The organism is Pantoea sp. GL120224-02 (assembly GCF_900215395.1).
Classification (GTDB): Bacteria; Pseudomonadota; Gammaproteobacteria; order Enterobacterales; family Enterobacteriaceae; genus Pantoea; species Pantoea communis.
This window is the reverse complement of record NZ_OBEC01000001.1, coordinates 704207-722232: the sequence shown is the minus strand read 5'-3', so window position 1 is coordinate 722232 and position 18026 is coordinate 704207. Positions and strand designations below refer to the sequence as shown.

The window sequence follows — 18026 nt, the reverse complement described above, 5'->3', positions numbered from 1 at the left end:
GCATGATCATCTATATATTGCGTCGCCTGCTGTTGCTGCTGATCACCCTGTTTTTATTGTCGCTGGTGAGTTTCAGTCTTAGCTACTTTACGCCGAATGCGCCGCTGGAAGGTGCCTCACTGTTCGATGCCTGGTGGTTCTGGTTTAAAGGCCTGCTGCAATTTGACTTCGGTGTTTCCAGCACCAACGGCCAGCTGATCGACCTGCAACTGCGCGAGGTGTTCCCCGCCACGCTGGAGCTTTGCATTCTGGCCTTCATGCTGGCGCTGCTGGTGGGTATTCCGCTGGGAATTTGCGCGGGTGTGATGCGCAAAAAATGGCAGGATAAAGCCATCAGCGCACTGGCACTGCTCGGTTTCTCGATGCCGGTGTTCTGGCTGGCACTGCTGTTCACCCTGTTCTTCTCCCTGACACTGGGCTGGTTGCCGGTTTCCGGGCGCTTTGATCTGCTCTACCCGGTACAGAACGTGACCGGCTTTGCACTGATTGATGCCTGGCTGAGTCCTTCACCGTGGCGTCATGAGATGTTGATGAGTGCCCTGACTCATATGATTTTGCCGGTGGTGGTCCTGGCGGTCGCGCCAACCACCGAGGTCATTCGTTTACTGCGCAGCAGCACCAGCGATGTCATGGATAAAAACTATGTGAAAGCGGCGGCCACGCGCGGATTATCTCGCTTCACCGTGATTCGCCGCCATGTGCTGCACAACGCGCTGCCGCCCGTCATCCCGCGTCTGGGTTTGCAGTTCTCTACCATGCTGACGCTGGCGATGATTACGGAAGTGGTGTTCAACTGGCCGGGCATTGGCCGCTGGTTGATCAACGCCATTCGTCAGCAGGATTATGCGGCCATCTCTGCCGGTGTGATGGTGGTCGGCGGTTTGGTGATTCTGGTCAGCGTGCTGTCAGATATTCTGGGTGCGGCGCTTAATCCGTTGAAACACAAGGAATGGTATGCCTTACGATGATATCTATGCAGAGAAGCGGCTGCCCAGCCCGTTTCGTCTGTTTTGGCAGCGTTTTTATCGTGATACCAGTGGCATGATCGGATTGTACGGCTTTGGTGCCCTGTTATTCCTGTGCCTGTTTGGCGGCTTATTGTCGCCCTATGGCATTGATCAGCAGTTCCTCGGCTATCAACTGTTGCCCCCTTCCTGGTCGCGCTACGGGGATGTCTCCTTCTTCCTCGGCACCGATGATTTGGGCCGCGATGTATTGAGTCGCCTGCTGAGCGGCGTAGCGCCAACGGTTGGTTCGGCCATCATGGTGACGGTTTTAGCCGCGATCTGCGCCCTGATCCTGGGGGTGCTGGCTGGCATTACCCACGGTTTGCGCTCTGCGGTAATGAACCACGTGCTGGATACCTTGCTCTCCATCCCTTCGCTGCTGCTGGCAATCATTGTAGTGGCCTTTTTAGGCCCGCGTCTTGAACACGCCATGCTGGCGGTATTGCTGGCAATCATTCCGCGCCTGGTGCGGGAGATCTATACTGCGGTACATAACGAGATGGAAAAAGAGTACGTGGTGGCGCTGCGTCTGGATGGCGCGCGCAATCTGAATATTCTGTGGAACGCGGTGCTACCCAATGTCCTGCCGCTGCTGGTCGGGGAATTTACGCGTTCACTATCCATGGCCATTCTCGACATTGCCGCACTCGGTTTCCTCGATTTAGGGGCACAGCTGCCCTCACCGGAATGGGGAGCGATGCTGGGCGATGCGCTGGAGCTGATTTATGTCGCGCCCTGGACCGTGATGCTGCCCGGCGTCGCGCTGATGGTCAGTGTGTTGATCGTTAACCTGCTGGGCGATGGCATCCGTCGCGCTGTAGAAGCGGGAGCTGAATAATGCCGTTACTGGATATTCGTAATCTCACTATTGAGTTCATGACCTCAGAAGGTCCGGTGAAGGCCGTTGATCGCATTAATCTGACGCTCAGTGAAGGTGAAGTACGTGGGCTGGTGGGGGAATCCGGCTCCGGCAAAAGCCTGATTGCGAAAGCGATTTGCGGCGTAACCAAAGACAACTGGCGCGTCACCGCCGATCGTATGGTGTTCGATGATATCGATTTGCTGCGTTTGTCGCCGCGCGAACGACGCCGCATTGTCGGCCATAACGTGTCGATGATTTTCCAGGAACCGCAATCCTGCCTGGATCCCTCTGAAAGCATCGGCCGCCAGTTGATGCAGGCGATCCCACGCTGGACGTTTAAAGGGCGCTGGTATCAGCGTTTGTGGTTCTGGCGCAAAGCGCGTGCCATCGAGCTGTTGCACCGCGTGGGCATTAAAGACCACAAAGACATCATGCGCAGTTTCCCGTATGAATTGACGGAAGGTGAATGTCAGAAGGTGATGATCGCCATCGCACTGGCCAATCAGCCGCGTCTGCTGATCGCCGATGAGCCGACCAATGCTATGGAACCGACCACGCAGGCACAAATATTCCGCTTGTTGAGCCGCCTAAACCAAAATAACAACACCACGATTTTGCTGATCAGTCATGACCTGCGCACCATGAGCCAGTGGGCGGATCGCATTAACGTGATGTACTGCGGACAGACCGTTGAAACCGCGCAGAGTGAAGATTTAATGGATACGCCACACCATCCTTACACCCAGGCGCTGATTCGCGCGATGCCCGACTTTGGCAGTGCGCTGCCGCATAAAAGCCGCCTGAACACACTGTCCGGCGCGATTCCCTCACTGGAGCATTTACCGATTGGCTGTCGTCTGGGCCCGCGCTGTCCCTATGCGCAGCGTAAATGCATTGAGACGCCGCGCCTCACCGGCACTAAATCCCACCTGTTTGCCTGTCACTTCCCGTTAAATGTGGAGGGGCAATGAGCATGGAAACGCTGCTGGAAGTGCGCAACCTGAGTAAAACCTATCGCTATCGCACCGGTCTGTTTCGCCGACAGCATGTGGAGGCGGTGAAAGGGGTAAGCTTCACCTTGCGTGAGAAGCAGACCTTAGCGGTCATTGGCGAGAACGGCTCGGGGAAATCCACGCTGGCGAAAATGTTGAGCGGCATGGTGGCCCCGACGGCAGGTGAGATGCTGATCGACGATCATCCGCTGGAGTATGGCGATTACGGTTATCGCAGCCAGCGTATTCGCATGATTTTTCAGGATCCTTCAACCTCGCTTAATCCGCGCCAGCGCGTCAGTCAGATCCTTGATTTCCCGCTGCGCCTGAACACCGAACTGGATGATGAAGAGCGAGAGAAGCGCATTATTGCCACACTGCGCCAGGTGGGTTTGCTGCGCGATCACGCCGGTTACTATCCGCATATGCTGGCTCCCGGCCAGAAGCAGCGTCTGGCACTGGCTCGCGCACTGATCCTGCAGCCGAAAGTGATTGTTGCCGATGAGGCCCTCGCCTCACTGGATATGACCATGCGTTCGCAGCTGGTCAATCTGATGCTGGAACTGCAGGAGAAGCACGGCATCGCCTATATTTATGTGACGCAACATATCGGCATGATGAAGCACATCAGCGATCAGGTGCTGGTGATGCATCAGGGTGAAGTGGTGGAACGCGGCGGCACGGCTGATGTGCTGGCCTCGCCACTGCATGACCTCACTAAGCGGCTGATCACCAGCCATTTTGGCGAAGCCTTAACCGCTGAAGCCTGGCGCAAAGTGCGTTGATTGTTCATCACATCGCGAAAACGCGGTGCGATTTACCGCATTTGAGAGAGACGTGCTAGAATCCGCACGTCGATTAACGTCGGTCGCCTACTATTTAATCATTGCGACCGCCAACAACAATGACCATAAGGATTACAGCTATGGGTTTTCTTTCCGGTAAGCGCATTCTGATTACTGGCGTTGCCAGTAAACTCTCCATTGCCTACGGTATTGCACAGGCGATGCACAAACAGGGCGCAGAACTGGCTTTCACCTACCAGAACGACAAGTTGAAAAGTCGTGTGGAAGAGTTCGCTAAAGATTTGGGTTCTGACATTGTTCTGCCGTGCGATGTGGCAGAAGACGAGAGTATCACTGCGCTGTTCACCGAACTGGCAAAAACCTGGCCAAAATTTGACGGTTTTGTTCACTCAATTGGTTTCGCACCTGGCGATCAGCTGGATGGTGACTACGTGAACGCCGTGACCCGTGAAGGCTTCAAAATCGCTCACGACATCTCTGCCTACAGCTTCGTGGCGATGGCGAAAGAGTGCCGTGCAATGCTGAACCCGAATTCAGCCCTGCTGACCCTGTCTTATCTGGGTGCTGAGCGCGCGATCCCGAACTACAACGTAATGGGTCTGGCTAAAGCGTCTCTGGAAGCCAACGTACGTTACATGGCGAACGCGATGGGTCCTGAAGGTACGCGTGTTAACGCCGTATCCGCGGGTCCAATCCGTACCCTGGCAGCATCAGGCATCAAAGATTTCCGTAAGATGCTGGCTCACTGTGAAGCTGTTACTCCAATTCGCCGTACTGTCACCATCGAAGACGTGGGTAACTCTGCGGCCTTCCTGTGCTCTGATCTGGCGGGTGGTATCACCGGTGAAGTGGTACACGTTGATGGCGGCTTCAGCATTGCCGCGATGAACGAGCTGGAACTGAAATAAGTTCTGAAGGCGAGCCGGGTGCTCGCCTTTTTTCTTAGCGAAGTCTCAGCTGTCTTCACCGATTTTCGCCCTGTTCACTTTCGACTGACGTTTCCCGCAAACTCACCTCTCCCTGTTGGCTACCGCTTGAATTTTCAGGCGTATAGATTCATTCGATCTTAATTATTCCCCTTCATTCTTTTGCCACAGCCAGTGCTTCAGCGACGATAAGCTAGCCTTTTGGTGGCGATGCGCTTTTCAGATTTGCCCGTCGCGTACCCAGACCGTTTTTTGCGCAAGGAATGACCATGGAACAACGCCGTTCTCCCGGCCATGACCACTGGTTTTATGAAAGCCAGACTCGCCCGCACACCCACGCCACCACGCCATTAGTGCCCGAAGCCGCCTTTCTCGAAGATCGCTTTTTATTAGGTCTGCAACAGGAAGCCACTGCTCTTCAGCCCCTGTTTACTAGTTTCCAGCCGGCGTTACTGGCCGCGCGCGATCTGAGCCAGATTTTGCTGCCGGATACGCTGAGCAACTCACTCACGCATACCTTAACGCTCTACGATCGTCTCAGTACCGCGTTGACGGTGGCGCAGGTTGCCGGTGTGCAGAGACTGTGTAATCACTACTCGGCGCGCCTCAACCCCCTGCCGGGCCCGGATTCCTCTCGCGAGAGTAACAACCGCCTGACACAAATCACCCAGTACGCGCGTCAGTTGGCGATGCAACCGGCTCTGATCAATGTCACTGGTATCAGCGCCCTGGATGCCGTCGGGCTCACTGAGCCAGATATCGTCACTCTCAATCAACTGGTTGGATTTGTCAGCTATCAGGCGCGAGTGGTCGCGGCACTGCAAGCCATGATGGGCTTACCGGTACGCTGGATACCTGGCGTATCACCACCAGCGGATGCCGATCCGGCGCTTTTTGACCGCGACACCGCATGGCAGCACGCGCTCAAACCGGTTGAGTTACGCTATGCCAGTGCCGATCAATTGGCGGCGATAACCTTCTGTCAGGGCATCGAAGGATTAGAGGACGCGATTTGGTTGCTGGTGCATGACGCGCAGGCGCTGTATGGCTGGGCGACTTTGCAACAGCGCATCGGTGAACATCATGATGAGCAATCCGCGTTGGCGCTGGCAACCTGCGCGCGCATCCTGGGTTGTCAGCGCCCGTTCACGCGTCATGCCGCTTGCCAGCGCGAAGCATTGCTTGCAGATGTTGATAAAGCGGGAGAAGTGCAGCCGGTGATTGGCGTTACCGCTCAGCTGGTTCGCATGCCAGAGCGTTTTAGCGCAGCACACTTGCAGCCATTGCTGAATGCGGGATGGGGAACCGAGCGCATTTTCGCTCTGTTGCAAGCAGTGGCGTTTGCCAGCTGGCAGGATCGGTTATGGATGGCGCTGGGTGAAACGCGTTAATCCGGCAGATGGCGCCGCGCTTCGTCAAAGAAATGTTGAGCCAGCGGCGATGCCCTGCCCGGCTCAGCAACCACCAACGCGGCCTGGCGTCCCATGGGTGCCATCGCAATCGGCCTCCGCGCCACATTTTGCAGCATTTCCGGCAGTAAATGTCCGCGCGGCGACACCATCACGCCTAATCCCACCTGCGCGCTCTGTAATAGCTGCATAATCGAGGCACTTTCCACAATCACTCGCGGTAGCAAACCGGTTTCGCGCAGTTGGCTATCCACGTAACGACGGAAATAGCGCGTGGGTTCCGCAAGGCACAGCGGAAGCTGCGCCAGTTGCGCAAGTGAAACCGTGTCGTGTTGAAGTAAATCCGGGAAGTGCTCAGGATTAAAAATCGCCTCCACGCCGGGATCTTTCAACAGCGCGGTCTGAAAGTGTAATTCTCGCAGAGCGGTGAGCTCGAAGAAACCAATGCCGCCGTCCACCGTATGGCTATTCAGTGCCTCCAGCAGTTGGTCCGCACTCATGGCGGAGACACGATAATCCAGCTGCGGATAGCGCGTTTCAACCGCTTTTAATAACGCCGGCAAGGCGACACTGCACTGTGGCATCACGCCCAGGCGCAGCGTGCCGTTGACGCCATGCTTCAGCGACTCGACTTCCAGCTTCAGTCCCGAGTAAACCGACACGATTTCACGCGCCCAGGTCAGCACCCGTTCCCCTTCCGGCGTAAAGCCGTCAAAGTTGTTGCTGCGATTGATCAGCGATAAACCCAGTTCACGCTCAAGGTTTTTTAACCGCATCGATAAGGTCGGCTGACTGACAAAACTGGCCTCTGCCGCGCGGCCAAAATGGCGCTCGCGCTCAAGATTGCATAAATAAATCAATTGCTTGATGTCGATGTTAATATCCGCCCTGAAGTCACGATCGCGCTATGTTAGCAAACCCGCGCGGCTTTATCCGGTTCACAATGCAAAAAGCACAAAGGCCGCCGTTTGGCAGCCTTCGGTTGAAAGTTAATGCCCCACCCGGCGCTTATCTCCGGCACTCTTAATGGCTTAGCTCTTGAAGGGGCGAAGTCATCATCTCCCATCTCAGCCGTATGGATTTAACATTGATTGCTAATTTTATTATTAGCGTGATAACTAAATATGTTATGCCACGCCTAAGGCACTTTTCACGTCGTTGGCAATTTTCTCCACCTGCGGACCGTAAATGACCTGCACATCGTGATCGCTGACCCGGTTAACACCGTTGGCGCCAGTGGTCAGCAACGTTTGAACGACCACTTCATTCATCTCTTTCACGCGCACCCGCAGGCGGGTGAAACAGCAATCGACGTCCTCTATATTGGCCTCGCCGCCCAACCCGCTGATGATCACCTTAGTACGTTCATCGGCTGTCACCTGCACGGTTTGCGGCTCCTCATCCGATTCTCGTCCAGGCGTTTCCACTCGCATGCGCGTAATGACAAAACGGAAGCCGTAATAGTAGATCGGCGCATAAATCACCCCCAGCGCTACCGTCCACCACCATTGGGTTTTACTGCCACCGAGTATACCGAACACCACCAGATCGATCGCGCCGCCCTGCACGTTGCCGATCATTAAATGCAGCATCGACATCAGCATAAATGACAGACCGGTCAGCAACGCATGCAGGATATAAAGCACCGGTGATACGAAGATAAAACAGAACTCCAGCGGTTCAGTGATGCCGGTGGTGAAGGAGGTCAACGCACCTGCCATCACCAGCGCTTTAACCCGCTGTTTATGCTCCGGGCGCGCGGTGTGGTAGATCGCCAGTGCAGCAGCAGGCAAGCCGAACATCATCACCGGGATTTTACCCTGGGCCAGGAATTGGGTGGCACTGCGCACCGTCTCATCAGGTATAGCGCCTGGATGGGTGAGCGAAGTGTTGAAGATATTCAGTGCACCAACAATGGTTTGCCCGTCCACCGTCGCCATGCCACCGATAGGGGTGAAACGCACTGTTTCATTGAGTATATGGTGCAAGCCAGTCGGGATAAGCAGACGTTCGCCGGTTCCCAGCAGAAACGCGCCGTACTGGCCGCTTTTCCCAATCATCTTGCCGACCCAGGCAATGCCTTCGCCGATCGTGGGCCAGATCAAGGCCAGCAGCACGCCAATCAGCGGCAAGACGATAACGGTGACGATGGGAACAAAGCGCCGCCCGCCGAAAAAGCTAATCGCCGTCGGCAATGGTTGCGTGTAAAAGCGATTATGCAGTGCCACGGTGAACAGCCCGGCAATCACGCCGCCAAGCACACTCATGTTGTAAGTAAAGATGCCCAGCATCTCGATGTACTCTGCCGAGGTCATCATCGCCGTGGTTTGATCCAGGCCTGCTTGCTGTAAGGCTTCTGGGGTCGTAGTAGCCGCCGTCAGCCCTTTGGCGGCCAGCGTAGCACTGATGCCCACATTCATCACGACATAGCCAATGACTGCCGCAAAAGCCGCAGTAGGCTTCTCCGCTTTCGCCAGACCGATGGCGCTGGCAACGGCGAAGAACACGGGCAGATTGGCAAATAAAGCCGCCGCCACTTTGCGGATAAAGCCAATAATCAGCTGTGGCACCTGTAGATTGGCAAAGGCATCACCGGTGACGGCGGGATTCTGCATCGCGGCAGCCAGACCGAGAAAGATACCGGCAGCGGCAATAACGGAGATCGGCATCATTAATGCTTTACCGAAGGCATGAATTTGGCTGGCAAGATTCTTCATGGTGCGCGCCCTTTCATCGATAGAAAGAGCAATTATTAGCCAGTTATTGGATTCTCACGTCGCAGCCCGGTCCTGCCAGCGGATAAAGTTTGAACTGCATCACGCTTCTGCGGGCTTGAACGCGATAAACGCCGCCTATCGCACCATTAAACCAATCAATTAGACAACTTTTGCTGTCAGTCGCACACTTCCTCACAACAGAAGTCATATTCTGATAACAATTCATAAACAATAAGCCTGCAACGACTATGAAATTTAAACGTAAAATTCAGCCTTATCGTGCCGCTGCTGGCGGCTGGGGTTCTTTGGAAGCAACCACCCGTTTCGTCCTTGATAGTAAAGCTGCGCTGAAAAACATGCGCAATTTGATGCGCATGAACAAAGCGCGTGGCTTTGACTGCCCGGGTTGTGCATGGGGTGATGACAACAAGAGCACCTTCAGCTTCTGTGAGAACGGCGCGAAAGCCGTGACCTGGGAAGCGACTCGCCGCGTGGTGGAGCCCGAGTTTTTCGCTCAGCACAGCGTGAGCACCCTGTATCAACAGAGCGACTATTTCCTTGAGTATCAGGGACGCCTGACGCATCCGATGCGCTATAACAGCGCCACCGATCACTATGAACCGATCAGCTGGGATGATGCGTTGGCGATGATTGCCCGTCACCTCAAGGCGATGGACCATCCCGACCAGATGGAACTTTACACTTCCGGGCGCGCCAGTAACGAAGCCTCATGGCTCTATCAACTGTTTGGCCGTGTGATGGGCACCAATAACTTCCCTGACTGTTCCAACATGTGCCACGAAGCCAGCGGCACCGGCTTGAAGCGCAGCATCGGCGTCGGGAAAGGCACCATTCGTCTCGATGATTTTGACCACGCCAATGCAATTTTCGTTATCGGTCAAAATCCGGGCACTAACCATCCACGTATGCTGCACAGCCTGCGCCACGCAGCCGATCACGGTGCGAAAATTGTGACGTTCAACACACTGCGCGAGCGTGGGTTAGAACGTTTTGCCGACCCGCAGAAACCACTGGAAGTCGTCACCTCCATGGCGGGAACCATTAGTTCTGCCTATTATCAGCCCAATCTTGGCGGTGACATGGCAGCGATTCGCGGCATGGTGAAAACTCTGCTGGAAGTGCAACGCGAGCGTTTAGCTGCGGGTGAACCGGGCATCTTCGATCAAGAATTTATCGACGCCAACACCCATGGCATTGAGAGCTATCTGGCTGCCGTGGATAACACGCGCTGGGACGATATCGTGCGTCAATCCGGCCTGAGCGAAGCGCAGATTCGGGAAGCGGCCGCGATCTACCAAAGTGCTGAGCGTGTCATCATTACCTGGGCGATGGGCGTGACTCAGCATAAACACTCCGTTGATACGGTGCGTGAGATAACCAACCTGCAACTGCTGTTTGGACAGCTGGGTAAAAAAGGCGCTGGCCTGTGTCCGGTGCGCGGCCACAGTAACGTGCAGGGGAACCGCACCATGGGGATCGATGAGAAACCCAATAAGCCGTTCCTTGATGCCTTAGGCGCGCATTTCGGCTTCGAACCGCCGCGTGAACACGGTCATAACACCGTTGAAGCGCTGGGCGCGATGCTGCGTGATGAAGTAAAAGTGTTAATCGCTCTGGGCGGCAACCTTGCGGCTGCCGCACCCGATTCCCCGGTGACGGAGGAAGCGCTTCAGCATTGCGGTCTGACCGTGCACATCAGCACAAAACTCAATCGCAGCCATCTGGTGCCGGGCCACGAAGGTTTGATTCTGCCGACGCTCGGCCGTACTGAGCGCGATCGTCAGGCCAGCGGTAACCAGTTCATCACCGTTGAAGACTCTTTCAGCATGGTGCACGCCTCAGAAGGTGTGGGTATTCCTCTGGCAGACACCCAGCGCTCCGAAACCGCGATTGTGGCCGGTATTGCACACGCCACGCTGGGCAGTGACAAGATTGACTGGCTGGGCATGGCCGATGATTACAACGTGATCCGCGATCACATTGGCGCCACCATTCCTGGCTTTGCTGACTTCAATAACAAGTGTGATATTCCGGGTGGATTCTACCTGGGTAGCGCAGCAGCGGAGTTGCGTTTTAATACACCAAGCAAACGGGCGGAGTTCAGCGCGGCAGCCTTGCCAACCTCGCTGTTCCCACAGCTGGGCAGCGAAGTGGAGGTGCCGTTCACGTTGCAAACTCTGCGTTCGCATGACCAGTACAACACCACCATTTACGGCCTCGATGACCGCTACCGCGGCGTGTATGGTCAGCGTGAAGTGGTGTTTATCCACCCGGATGACATGGCGTCACTCGGCTTCAGTGAAGGCCAATTGGTGGATATCGAAACACTGTGGAATGATGGCCTGACGCGTCGTGTGAGTGGCTTTAAGCTGGTGCCGTATAACATTCCGCGCGGTAATCTCGCGGCCTATTATCCGGAAACCAACCCGCTGGTGCCGCTCTCCAGCTATGGTGACGGCAGCGGGACGCCGACCTCGAAATCGGTGCCGGTAAAACTGGCGTTAACCGCCGCTGAACCGACCCAACGTATTGCCTGAGTCGTCAGCGTTATCAGAAGGTAAAAAGCCGCGTAATGCGGCTTTTTAGCCTGTTTTGGCCTTGCCGCGCGCCCCTGATTCGCGTAAAACTGTCCACCGCTCTTAGGCCACGAAACTAAATACATTATGTTCCAGGATAACCCGCTGCTCGCGCAGCTTAAAGAGAAGCTTCACGCGCAAACTCCGCGCGCCGAAGGTGTTGTGAAAGGCACGGAAAAAGGCTTTGGCTTCCTCGAAGTCGATGCCCAAAAAAGCTACTTCATTCCCCCTCCGCAGATGAAAAAAGTGATGCACGGTGACCGTATTTCTGCGGTGATCCACACTGATAAAGATCGCGAGAGCGCCGAGCCGGAAACCCTGATTGAGCCGTTCCTGACCCGCTTTGTGGGCCGCGTGCAGAAGAAGGACGATCGTTTGTCGATTGTGCCTGACCATCCGCTGCTGAAAGAGGCGATCCAGTGCCGCACTGCCCGCGACGTCACCCATGATTTTCAGAATGGCGACTGGGCCGTGGCGGAAATGCGCCGCCATCCGCTGAAAGGCGATCGCGGATTCTATGCTGAACTGACCGAATTCATTGTCACTGCGGACGATTATCTTGCGCCGTGGTGGGTCACCCTGTCGCGCCATAATCTGGAGCGCGAAGCCCCGAACGTTGGCTTCGGCGAAATGCTGGATGAGCACCTGCAGCGCGAAGACCTTACCGCGCTGAACTTCGTCACCATCGATAGCGCCAGCACCGAAGATATGGATGATGCGCTGTATGTTGAAGAGCAGGCTGACGGCAATCTGCAGCTGACCATCGCGATTGCCGATCCGACCGCTTACGTAGCGGAAGGCAGCGAGCTGGATAAGCTGGCTTCAAAGCGCGCGTTCACCAACTATTTACCTGGCTTCAACATCCCTATGCTGCCGCGCGAACTGTCTGATGACATCTGTTCGCTGCGCCCAAATGTGCGTCGTCCAGCGCTGGCCTGTCGCGTGACGCTCACGGCAGACGGCAGCGTAACGGGTGAAGTGCATTTCTTTGCGGCCTGGATCGAATCCAAAGCCAAACTGGTCTATGACGAAGTGTCAGACTGGCTGGAAAACGCCGGTAGCTGGCAGCCAGAGAATGAGGCGATCGCCGGGCAGATTCGCTTGTTGCATCGTGTGTGTCAGGCGCGCAGCGAGTGGCGTCAAACTCACGCGCTGGTGTTCAAAGATCGCCCTGATTACCGCTTTGTGCTGGGTGAAAAAGGCGAAGTGCTGGATATCATTTCTGAGCCACGTCGCATCGCCAACCGCATCGTTGAAGAATCGATGATTCTGGCTAACGTCTGCGCGGCCAAAGTGCTGCAGGAGAAGCTGGGCTTCGGTATCTATAACCTGCACACCGGCTTCGATCTGGCAAACGCAGAGCAAGCTGCTGGCGTGCTGGCCGGTCACGGTATTACCGTGGATCCTCAGGCGATCACCACGCTGGAAGGTTTCCGCCAGCTGCGTCGTGAACTGGATGCCCAGCCAACGCAGTACCTCGACAGCCGCATTCGTCGCTTCCAGAGCTTCGCTGAAGTCGGCACCGAACCGGGTCCGCACTTTGGTCTGGGCCTCGAAGCCTATGCGACCTGGACATCGCCGATTCGTAAATTCGGCGATATGATCAACCATCGCCTGCTGAAAGCCATTGTGCGCGGCGACAGCATTGCCCGTCCAAAAGACGAGTTCACCGCCATTATGAGTGAGCGTCGTCGCCTGAACCGCATGGCCGAACGTGATGTGGGTGACTGGCTGTATGCGCGCTTCCTCGCGCCCTCTGCCGGGACCGATCGCAAATTCAGCGCCGAGATCATCGACGTGTCTCGTGGCGGTATGCGCGTACGTCTGCTGGAGAACGGCGCCGTTGCCTTTATCCCTGCCCCGTTCATCCACGCGGTGCGTGATGAACTGGTGTGCTCACAAGAGAGCGGCACCGTGCAGATCAAAGGCGAAGTCGCTTATCGCGTGACCGACATTATCGACGTGACCATCGCCGAAGTGCGTATGGAAACCCGTAGCGTGGTGGCGCGCCCGGCTGCCTGAGCATGAATATCTGCGGGATAACAGCCGTTATCCCGCATTTTTCCCCCTAAGTTTTATCTGTTGTTAAATTTGCCTTCCGCTTCACACTTCTGATTCGAATCCCTGTCGTTAACAATTCATTACATTACTTTTAACTTGTTGTATCCGATCGCCTATTTTCCCGGTCTCTACAAGGAGTTAACTCATGAACAACGTCAAAACCGGATTGATCTGGTTAGCGGTGGCGTTAATTGGTGCGGGTGCGTTTGCCATGCTGGCGCTCAGCCGTGGCGAACACGTCAACGCCGTCTGGCTGGTTATTGCGTCCGTTGCCTGCTACAGCATTGCTTATCGCTTCTACAGCCTGTTTATCGCTGAACGTATTTTCGAACTGGATGATCGTCGCCGCACGCCTGCAGAACGGCTGAATGATGGTCTCGATTATGTGCCCACTAACAAATGGGTGCTGTTTGGCCACCACTTTGCGGCGATTGCCGGTGCAGGTCCGCTGGTTGGCCCAATCCTTGCGGCGCAAATGGGCTTTCTGCCTGGCACCATCTGGATTCTGGTCGGCGTGATGATGGCCGGTGCGGTGCAAGATTTCCTGATCCTGTTCATCTCCACGCGCCGCGATGGTCGCTCGCTCGGCGAAATGGCACGTCAGGAGCTGGGTTCGTTTGCGGGCGTGGTCACCATGCTCGGTGCGCTTGGCGTGATGATCATCATCCTGTCAGCGCTGGCGCTGGTGGTGGTGAAAGCGTTAGCCAACAGTCCGTGGGGACTGTTTACCATCGCCGCAACCATTCCAATCGCGCTGTTTATGGGCGTGTATATGCGCTATCTGCGCCCCGGCAAGATCGCTGAAGTGTCGATTATCGGCTTTGTGCTGATGATGGCGGCGATCATTTACGGTGGCGATGTGGCTGCCGATCCTTATTGGGGACCGCTCTTCACACTGAAAGGCACCGAACTGACCTGGGTGCTGGTGATCTATGGCTTCGTCGCCTCTACGCTGCCGGTGTGGCTGCTGCTGGCTCCGCGTGATTACCTGTCAACTTTCCTGAAGATCGGCGTCATCATTGGTCTGGCAATTGGCATTGTGTTTGCGATGCCGGAACTAAAGATGCCGGCAGTGACCAAATTTATCGACGGTAGCGGTCCGGTGTTCTCGGGTGCGCTGTTCCCGTTCCTGTTTATCACTATCGCCTGTGGCGCCATCTCCGGTTTCCATGCGCTGGTCTCCAGTGGCACCACGCCAAAACTGGTGGAGCGTGAAAGTCATATCCGATTCATCGGCTATGGTGCGATGCTGATGGAATCCTTCGTGGCGATCATGGCGCTGATATGTGCCTCGGTGCTCGATCCGGGCGTCTATTTTGCGATGAACTCACCCGCAGCACTGATCGGTACCACCGTTGAGAGCGCTTCGCAAGTGATTAACGGCTGGGGCTTTGTCGTGACGCCGGAGATGCTGAGCGGTATCGCGCGCGATGTGGGTGAAAGTACTGTCCTCTCGCGGGCAGGTGGCGCACCAACCTTCGCCGTGGGGATGGCGCACATCATCACCGAGGTATTTAACAGCCGGGTGATGATGGCGTTCTGGTATCACTTCGCCATCCTGTTTGAAGCGCTGTTTATCCTGACGGCGGTCGATGCCGGTACCCGCGCCTGTCGCTTTATGGTGCAGGATTTGGTTGGCACCGTGGTGCCCTCCATGGCCAACAACCGTTCCTGGCTGGGCAATATGGCGGGCACCACGGTGGCCGTAGCCGGATGGGGCTTCTTTGTCTACCAGGGTGTCGTCGATCCGCTGGGCGGCATCAATACCCTTTGGCCGCTGTTTGGCATTGGCAACCAGATGCTGGCCTCAATGGCGTTGATTCTCGGCACCGTGGTGCTGTTCAAAATGAAGAAACAGCGTTACGCGTGGGTGACGATTTTACCGACCGCCTGGCTGTTTGTGACCTCCATGACCGCAGGTTGGCAGAAGATTTTCCACGAGAAGCCCTCCATTGGCTTCCTTGCACAAGCCAACAAGTTCCGTAAAGGGATTGATGAGGGTGTGATTATCGCCCCGGCGAAAACCGTGGCGGACATGCAAACCATCGTGTTTAGCAATCAAATTAACGCGGCCCTGTGTGGCTTCTTTATGCTGGTGGCCGTCACCATGTTGATTGCAGCGTTCTTTGTTATTCGCCGTGCCCTGGGCAGTCAGGTACCTACCACCCATGAGTCCGAAGTCTCCCTGCGTGAGGAGGTGCGGAATGTCTGAGTCCATTCATCGCTGGAAAAAACCGATTGGTGTCTGGCACATTCAGCATTGCTTACCGATCGCACCCCAGGCCACCGGGCAAACTCTTAATCGCTGGCAACAAATATGGCAGGGATTGAAGCAAAGTTTTCGCTTAATGGTTGGCGTTCACGACTATCAAACTTATCTGAAGCATATGCGTGAGCACCATCCCGGGCAAACGCCGATGGATGAGCGAGCCTTTCATCGCTACTGCCTGGATGCCCGTTTTCCCAGCCAGGCAGGCAAGCTCGGCAAGTGTCCTTGCTGACATTTTTAAGCCCCGATTTTCGGGGCTTTTTCGTGCCATTCTTTAGTGAAAACAAAAATATATTTGGTTTGCATCTTGTGCTAACGCAGGAGGTTGAATACTGTTGCTAAAATAATGAGATACCGCCTGCTCAGCATTTCCCCGGAGGAAGTTTCCATGACCGATGAACAAGGGCAAACGTTGCTATACACCCTGTTTGGCACAACCAGCCCTCATTGGCGTTTAACTTCAGATAGCGATGCTTTGCATTTTGCCGAAGATGAGAATGCCAATACCAATTTGGCGGTTCCATTAACCCCCGCGCAGGCCAGTTTGCTGCGTGCGATGACGGTGATCACCTCCAGTATCAATCTGACCCTCTCCCTGCGCGGTGCGCCGGTGCCTATGCACTTTGTCGGCCGCAAGGTCAACCAATCAACATGGGCCGGCACCTCTTCTGCCTGGGGTGATACCTCCTCCGTAGCGCGTGATTTAACGCTGGGTTTATCCTTCGCTGAACAAGTGGTCTCCGAAGCAAATTCGGTGATTGTGATCCTCGACCAACGCGGGAATATTCAGCGATTCAACCGCTTAAGTGAAGAGTACACGGGTCTGAAAGAGCAGGAAGTGATCGGCCGCAACGTGTTTCAGCTGTTCATGACCAAGCAGGAAGCGCAGGCTTCGCGACGCAACATTTCGGGTTTCTTCCGCGATGGCAATTCTTATGAAGTGGAACGCTGGATCAAAACCAAAAAAGGCCAGCGACTGTTTCTGTTTCGTAATAAGTTTGTGCACAGTGGTAGTGGGAAAAATGAAATTTTCCTCATCTGTTCTGGAACCGACATCACAGAAGAGCGACGTGCTCAGGAACGCTTACGCGTCCTCGCCAATACCGATACGGTGACCGGTTTACCGAACCGCAATGCCATCCATCAACAGATTAGTCTGGCACTGGAATTAGCCAATGGCAGTCAAACTGGCGTGGTTTATCTCGATCTGGACAATTTTAAGAAGGTGAACGACGCCTACGGCCATATGTTTGGCGACCAACTGCTGCAAGCGGTCTCCCTCGCCATTCTCAGCTGTCTGGGCAAAGATCAGACGCTGGCCCGTCTTGGTGGGGATGAGTTCGTGGTACTGGCAGAACATACCAGCCAGGCTGCGCTGGAAGCCATGGCATCACGTATTCTTGAGCGCCTGCGTCAACCCTTCCGCGTCGGTTTGATCGAAGTCTACAGCGGCTGCTCGATTGGTATCGCCCTGGCCCCGCTGCACGGCGAGGATCGGGAAAGTCTGATTCGCAACGCCGATACCGCGATGTATCACGCCAAAGAGAATGGGCGCGGTAAATTCTGCGTGTTCGCTAACGAGATGAATCAGCGTGTTTTCGAATATCTCTGGCTTGATACCAACCTGCGTAAAGCACTGGAGCTGGAGCATCTGGTGGTGTACTACCAGCCCAAATTAGATCGTGACGGCGAAGTGCGCAGCGCAGAAGCATTGGTGCGCTGGAATTCCGTCGAGCGCGGTCTGGTGCCGCCTGGCGACTTTATCTCGTATGCTGAAGAATCGGGCCTCATCGTGCCGCTCGGCCGCTGGGTGATGCTGAACGTTCTGCAACAAATTATTCAGTGGCGCAGCGAGGGAATTTACCTGCGCGTTGCCGTTAATGTTTCGGCTAAACAATTGATTGACCAAAGTATCTATACCGATTTAAAGCAGGCGCTGAGCGAAGCCGGCCTCACGGATTGTCCCATTGATATCGAGCTCACCGAAAGCTGCCTGATTGAGAACGAAGCCGGTGCACTCACGCTGATGAAGCAGTTCCAGGAACTGGGGGCTCAGGTTCATCTTGATGACTTTGGTACAGGTTATTCCTCGCTTTCTCAGTTGGCTCGCGTTCCCATTGATGCAATCAAACTGGATCAAAGTTTCGTACGTAACATCAACAAACAACCGGTGGCGCAATCTTTGGTCCGTGCCATTGTCGCCGTGGCCAAAACCCTCGATCTGCAAGTCATTGCGGAAGGGATTGAAACCAAAGCTGAGGAGAAGTTTGTGATGACCAACGGTGTCGATGGGCGTCAGGGTTATCTTTATGCAAAACCAATGCCCGCAGAACAGCTCGGGCATTGGCTGGCTAAGCATCCTGCCCGCGTTTAAAGCTGC

13 protein-coding genes are annotated in these 18026 nt (G+C 55.3%); 11 read left to right on the top strand and 2 right to left on the bottom strand.

All coding sequences use genetic code 11. The annotated features are described in order from the left end of the window. Window positions 1-2 precede the first annotated feature (2 nt). The 6 genes from sapB to CRO33_RS03275 all read left to right on the top strand — a co-directional run bounded on the left by sapB (window position 3) and on the right by CRO33_RS03275 (window position 5984). The gene (sapB, locus tag CRO33_RS03300; protein ID WP_034821411.1) at window positions 3-968 is read left to right on the top strand and encodes a putrescine export ABC transporter permease SapB; all 966 of its coding nucleotides are present in this window, start codon (window positions 3-5) and stop codon (window positions 966-968) included. Next, window positions 955-1845: a putrescine export ABC transporter permease SapC gene (sapC, locus tag CRO33_RS03295; RefSeq protein ID WP_097117017.1), complete on the top strand. Its 891-nt coding sequence runs from the start codon at window positions 955-957 to the stop codon at window positions 1843-1845. The genes sapB and sapC overlap by 14 nt, the downstream gene beginning before the upstream one ends. Next, the gene (sapD, locus tag CRO33_RS03290; protein ID WP_045814412.1) at window positions 1845-2840 is read left to right on the top strand and encodes a putrescine export ABC transporter ATP-binding protein SapD; all 996 of its coding nucleotides are present in this window, start codon (window positions 1845-1847) and stop codon (window positions 2838-2840) included. Before sapC ends, sapD begins: the two co-directional genes overlap by 1 nt. A 2-nt stretch (window positions 2841-2842) precedes the next feature. After that, on the top strand, window positions 2843-3646 hold the full coding sequence (sapF, locus tag CRO33_RS03285; protein ID WP_097117259.1) for a putrescine export ABC transporter ATP-binding protein SapF: 804 nt from the start codon (window positions 2843-2845) through the stop codon (window positions 3644-3646). 140 nt (window positions 3647-3786) lie between these two features. After that, window positions 3787-4575, top strand: coding sequence for an enoyl-ACP reductase FabI (gene fabI, locus CRO33_RS03280; protein WP_007892455.1), 789 nt, complete (start codon window positions 3787-3789; stop codon window positions 4573-4575). Between the two features lie 287 nt (window positions 4576-4862). Continuing rightward, window positions 4863-5984, top strand: coding sequence for a CMD domain-containing protein (locus tag CRO33_RS03275; RefSeq protein ID WP_097117016.1), 1122 nt, complete (start codon window positions 4863-4865; stop codon window positions 5982-5984). Here the strand turns inward: CRO33_RS03275 and CRO33_RS03270 are convergent. After that, window positions 5981-6877 carry a LysR family transcriptional regulator gene (locus CRO33_RS03270; RefSeq protein ID WP_097117015.1) on the bottom strand — a complete coding sequence of 299 codons (897 nt, stop codon included), beginning with the start codon at window positions 6875-6877 and terminating at the stop codon, window positions 5981-5983. The genes CRO33_RS03275 and CRO33_RS03270 overlap by 4 nt on opposite strands. A gap of 252 nt (window positions 6878-7129) precedes the next feature. Then, window positions 7130-8719 (bottom strand): PTS transporter subunit EIIC, encoded by a 1590-nt coding sequence (locus tag CRO33_RS03265; RefSeq protein ID WP_097117014.1) that lies wholly within the window; start codon window positions 8717-8719, stop codon window positions 7130-7132. Between the two features lie 248 nt (window positions 8720-8967). Here CRO33_RS03265 and CRO33_RS03260 point away from each other — a divergent pair, with 248 nt between their 5' ends. The 5 genes from CRO33_RS03260 to pdeR all read left to right on the top strand — a co-directional run bounded on the left by CRO33_RS03260 (window position 8968) and on the right by pdeR (window position 18020). After that, window positions 8968-11277, top strand: a complete 2310-nt coding sequence (locus CRO33_RS03260; RefSeq protein ID WP_097117013.1) for an FdhF/YdeP family oxidoreductase — start codon at window positions 8968-8970, stop codon at window positions 11275-11277. A gap of 126 nt (window positions 11278-11403) precedes the next feature. Then, the gene (locus tag CRO33_RS03255) at window positions 11404-13338 is read left to right on the top strand and encodes an exoribonuclease II (protein ID WP_097117012.1); all 1935 of its coding nucleotides are present in this window, start codon (window positions 11404-11406) and stop codon (window positions 13336-13338) included. 184 nt (window positions 13339-13522) lie between these two features. Next, entirely contained in the window at window positions 13523-15589 is a 2067-nt protein-coding gene (locus tag CRO33_RS03250) for a carbon starvation CstA family protein (RefSeq protein WP_097117011.1), read from the top strand. Beyond that, window positions 15582-15878, top strand: coding sequence for a YbdD/YjiX family protein (locus tag CRO33_RS03245; RefSeq protein ID WP_097117010.1), 297 nt, complete (start codon window positions 15582-15584; stop codon window positions 15876-15878). Before CRO33_RS03250 ends, CRO33_RS03245 begins: the two co-directional genes overlap by 8 nt. Window positions 15879-16034: 156 nt before the next feature. Continuing rightward, on the top strand, window positions 16035-18020 hold the full coding sequence (gene pdeR / locus CRO33_RS03240; protein ID WP_034821445.1) for a cyclic di-GMP phosphodiesterase: 1986 nt from the start codon (window positions 16035-16037) through the stop codon (window positions 18018-18020). The last annotated feature ends 6 nt before the right edge of the window (window positions 18021-18026 follow it).

Excerpts from the sequence above, each read along its gene's own strand:
- sapB (WP_034821411.1), top strand. The coding sequence starts at position 3 with ATGATCATCTATATATTGCGTCGCCTGCTGTTGCTGCTGATCACCCTG.
- sapC (WP_097117017.1), top strand. The coding sequence starts at position 955 with ATGCCTTACGATGATATCTATGCAGAGAAGCGGCTGCCCAGCCCGTTT.
- sapD (WP_045814412.1), top strand. The coding sequence starts at position 1,845 with ATGCCGTTACTGGATATTCGTAATCTCACTATTGAGTTCATGACCTCA.
- sapF (WP_097117259.1), top strand. The coding sequence starts at position 2,843 with ATGGAAACGCTGCTGGAAGTGCGCAACCTGAGTAAAACCTATCGCTAT.
- fabI (WP_007892455.1), top strand. The coding sequence starts at position 3,787 with ATGGGTTTTCTTTCCGGTAAGCGCATTCTGATTACTGGCGTTGCCAGT.
- CRO33_RS03275 (WP_097117016.1), top strand. The coding sequence starts at position 4,863 with ATGGAACAACGCCGTTCTCCCGGCCATGACCACTGGTTTTATGAAAGC.
- CRO33_RS03265 (WP_097117014.1), bottom strand. The coding sequence starts at position 8,719 with ATGAAGAATCTTGCCAGCCAAATTCATGCCTTCGGTAAAGCATTAATG.
- CRO33_RS03260 (WP_097117013.1), top strand. The coding sequence starts at position 8,968 with ATGAAATTTAAACGTAAAATTCAGCCTTATCGTGCCGCTGCTGGCGGC.
- CRO33_RS03255 (WP_097117012.1), top strand. The coding sequence starts at position 11,404 with ATGTTCCAGGATAACCCGCTGCTCGCGCAGCTTAAAGAGAAGCTTCAC.
- CRO33_RS03250 (WP_097117011.1), top strand. The coding sequence starts at position 13,523 with ATGAACAACGTCAAAACCGGATTGATCTGGTTAGCGGTGGCGTTAATT.
- CRO33_RS03245 (WP_097117010.1), top strand. The coding sequence starts at position 15,582 with ATGTCTGAGTCCATTCATCGCTGGAAAAAACCGATTGGTGTCTGGCAC.
- pdeR (WP_034821445.1), top strand. The coding sequence starts at position 16,035 with ATGACCGATGAACAAGGGCAAACGTTGCTATACACCCTGTTTGGCACA.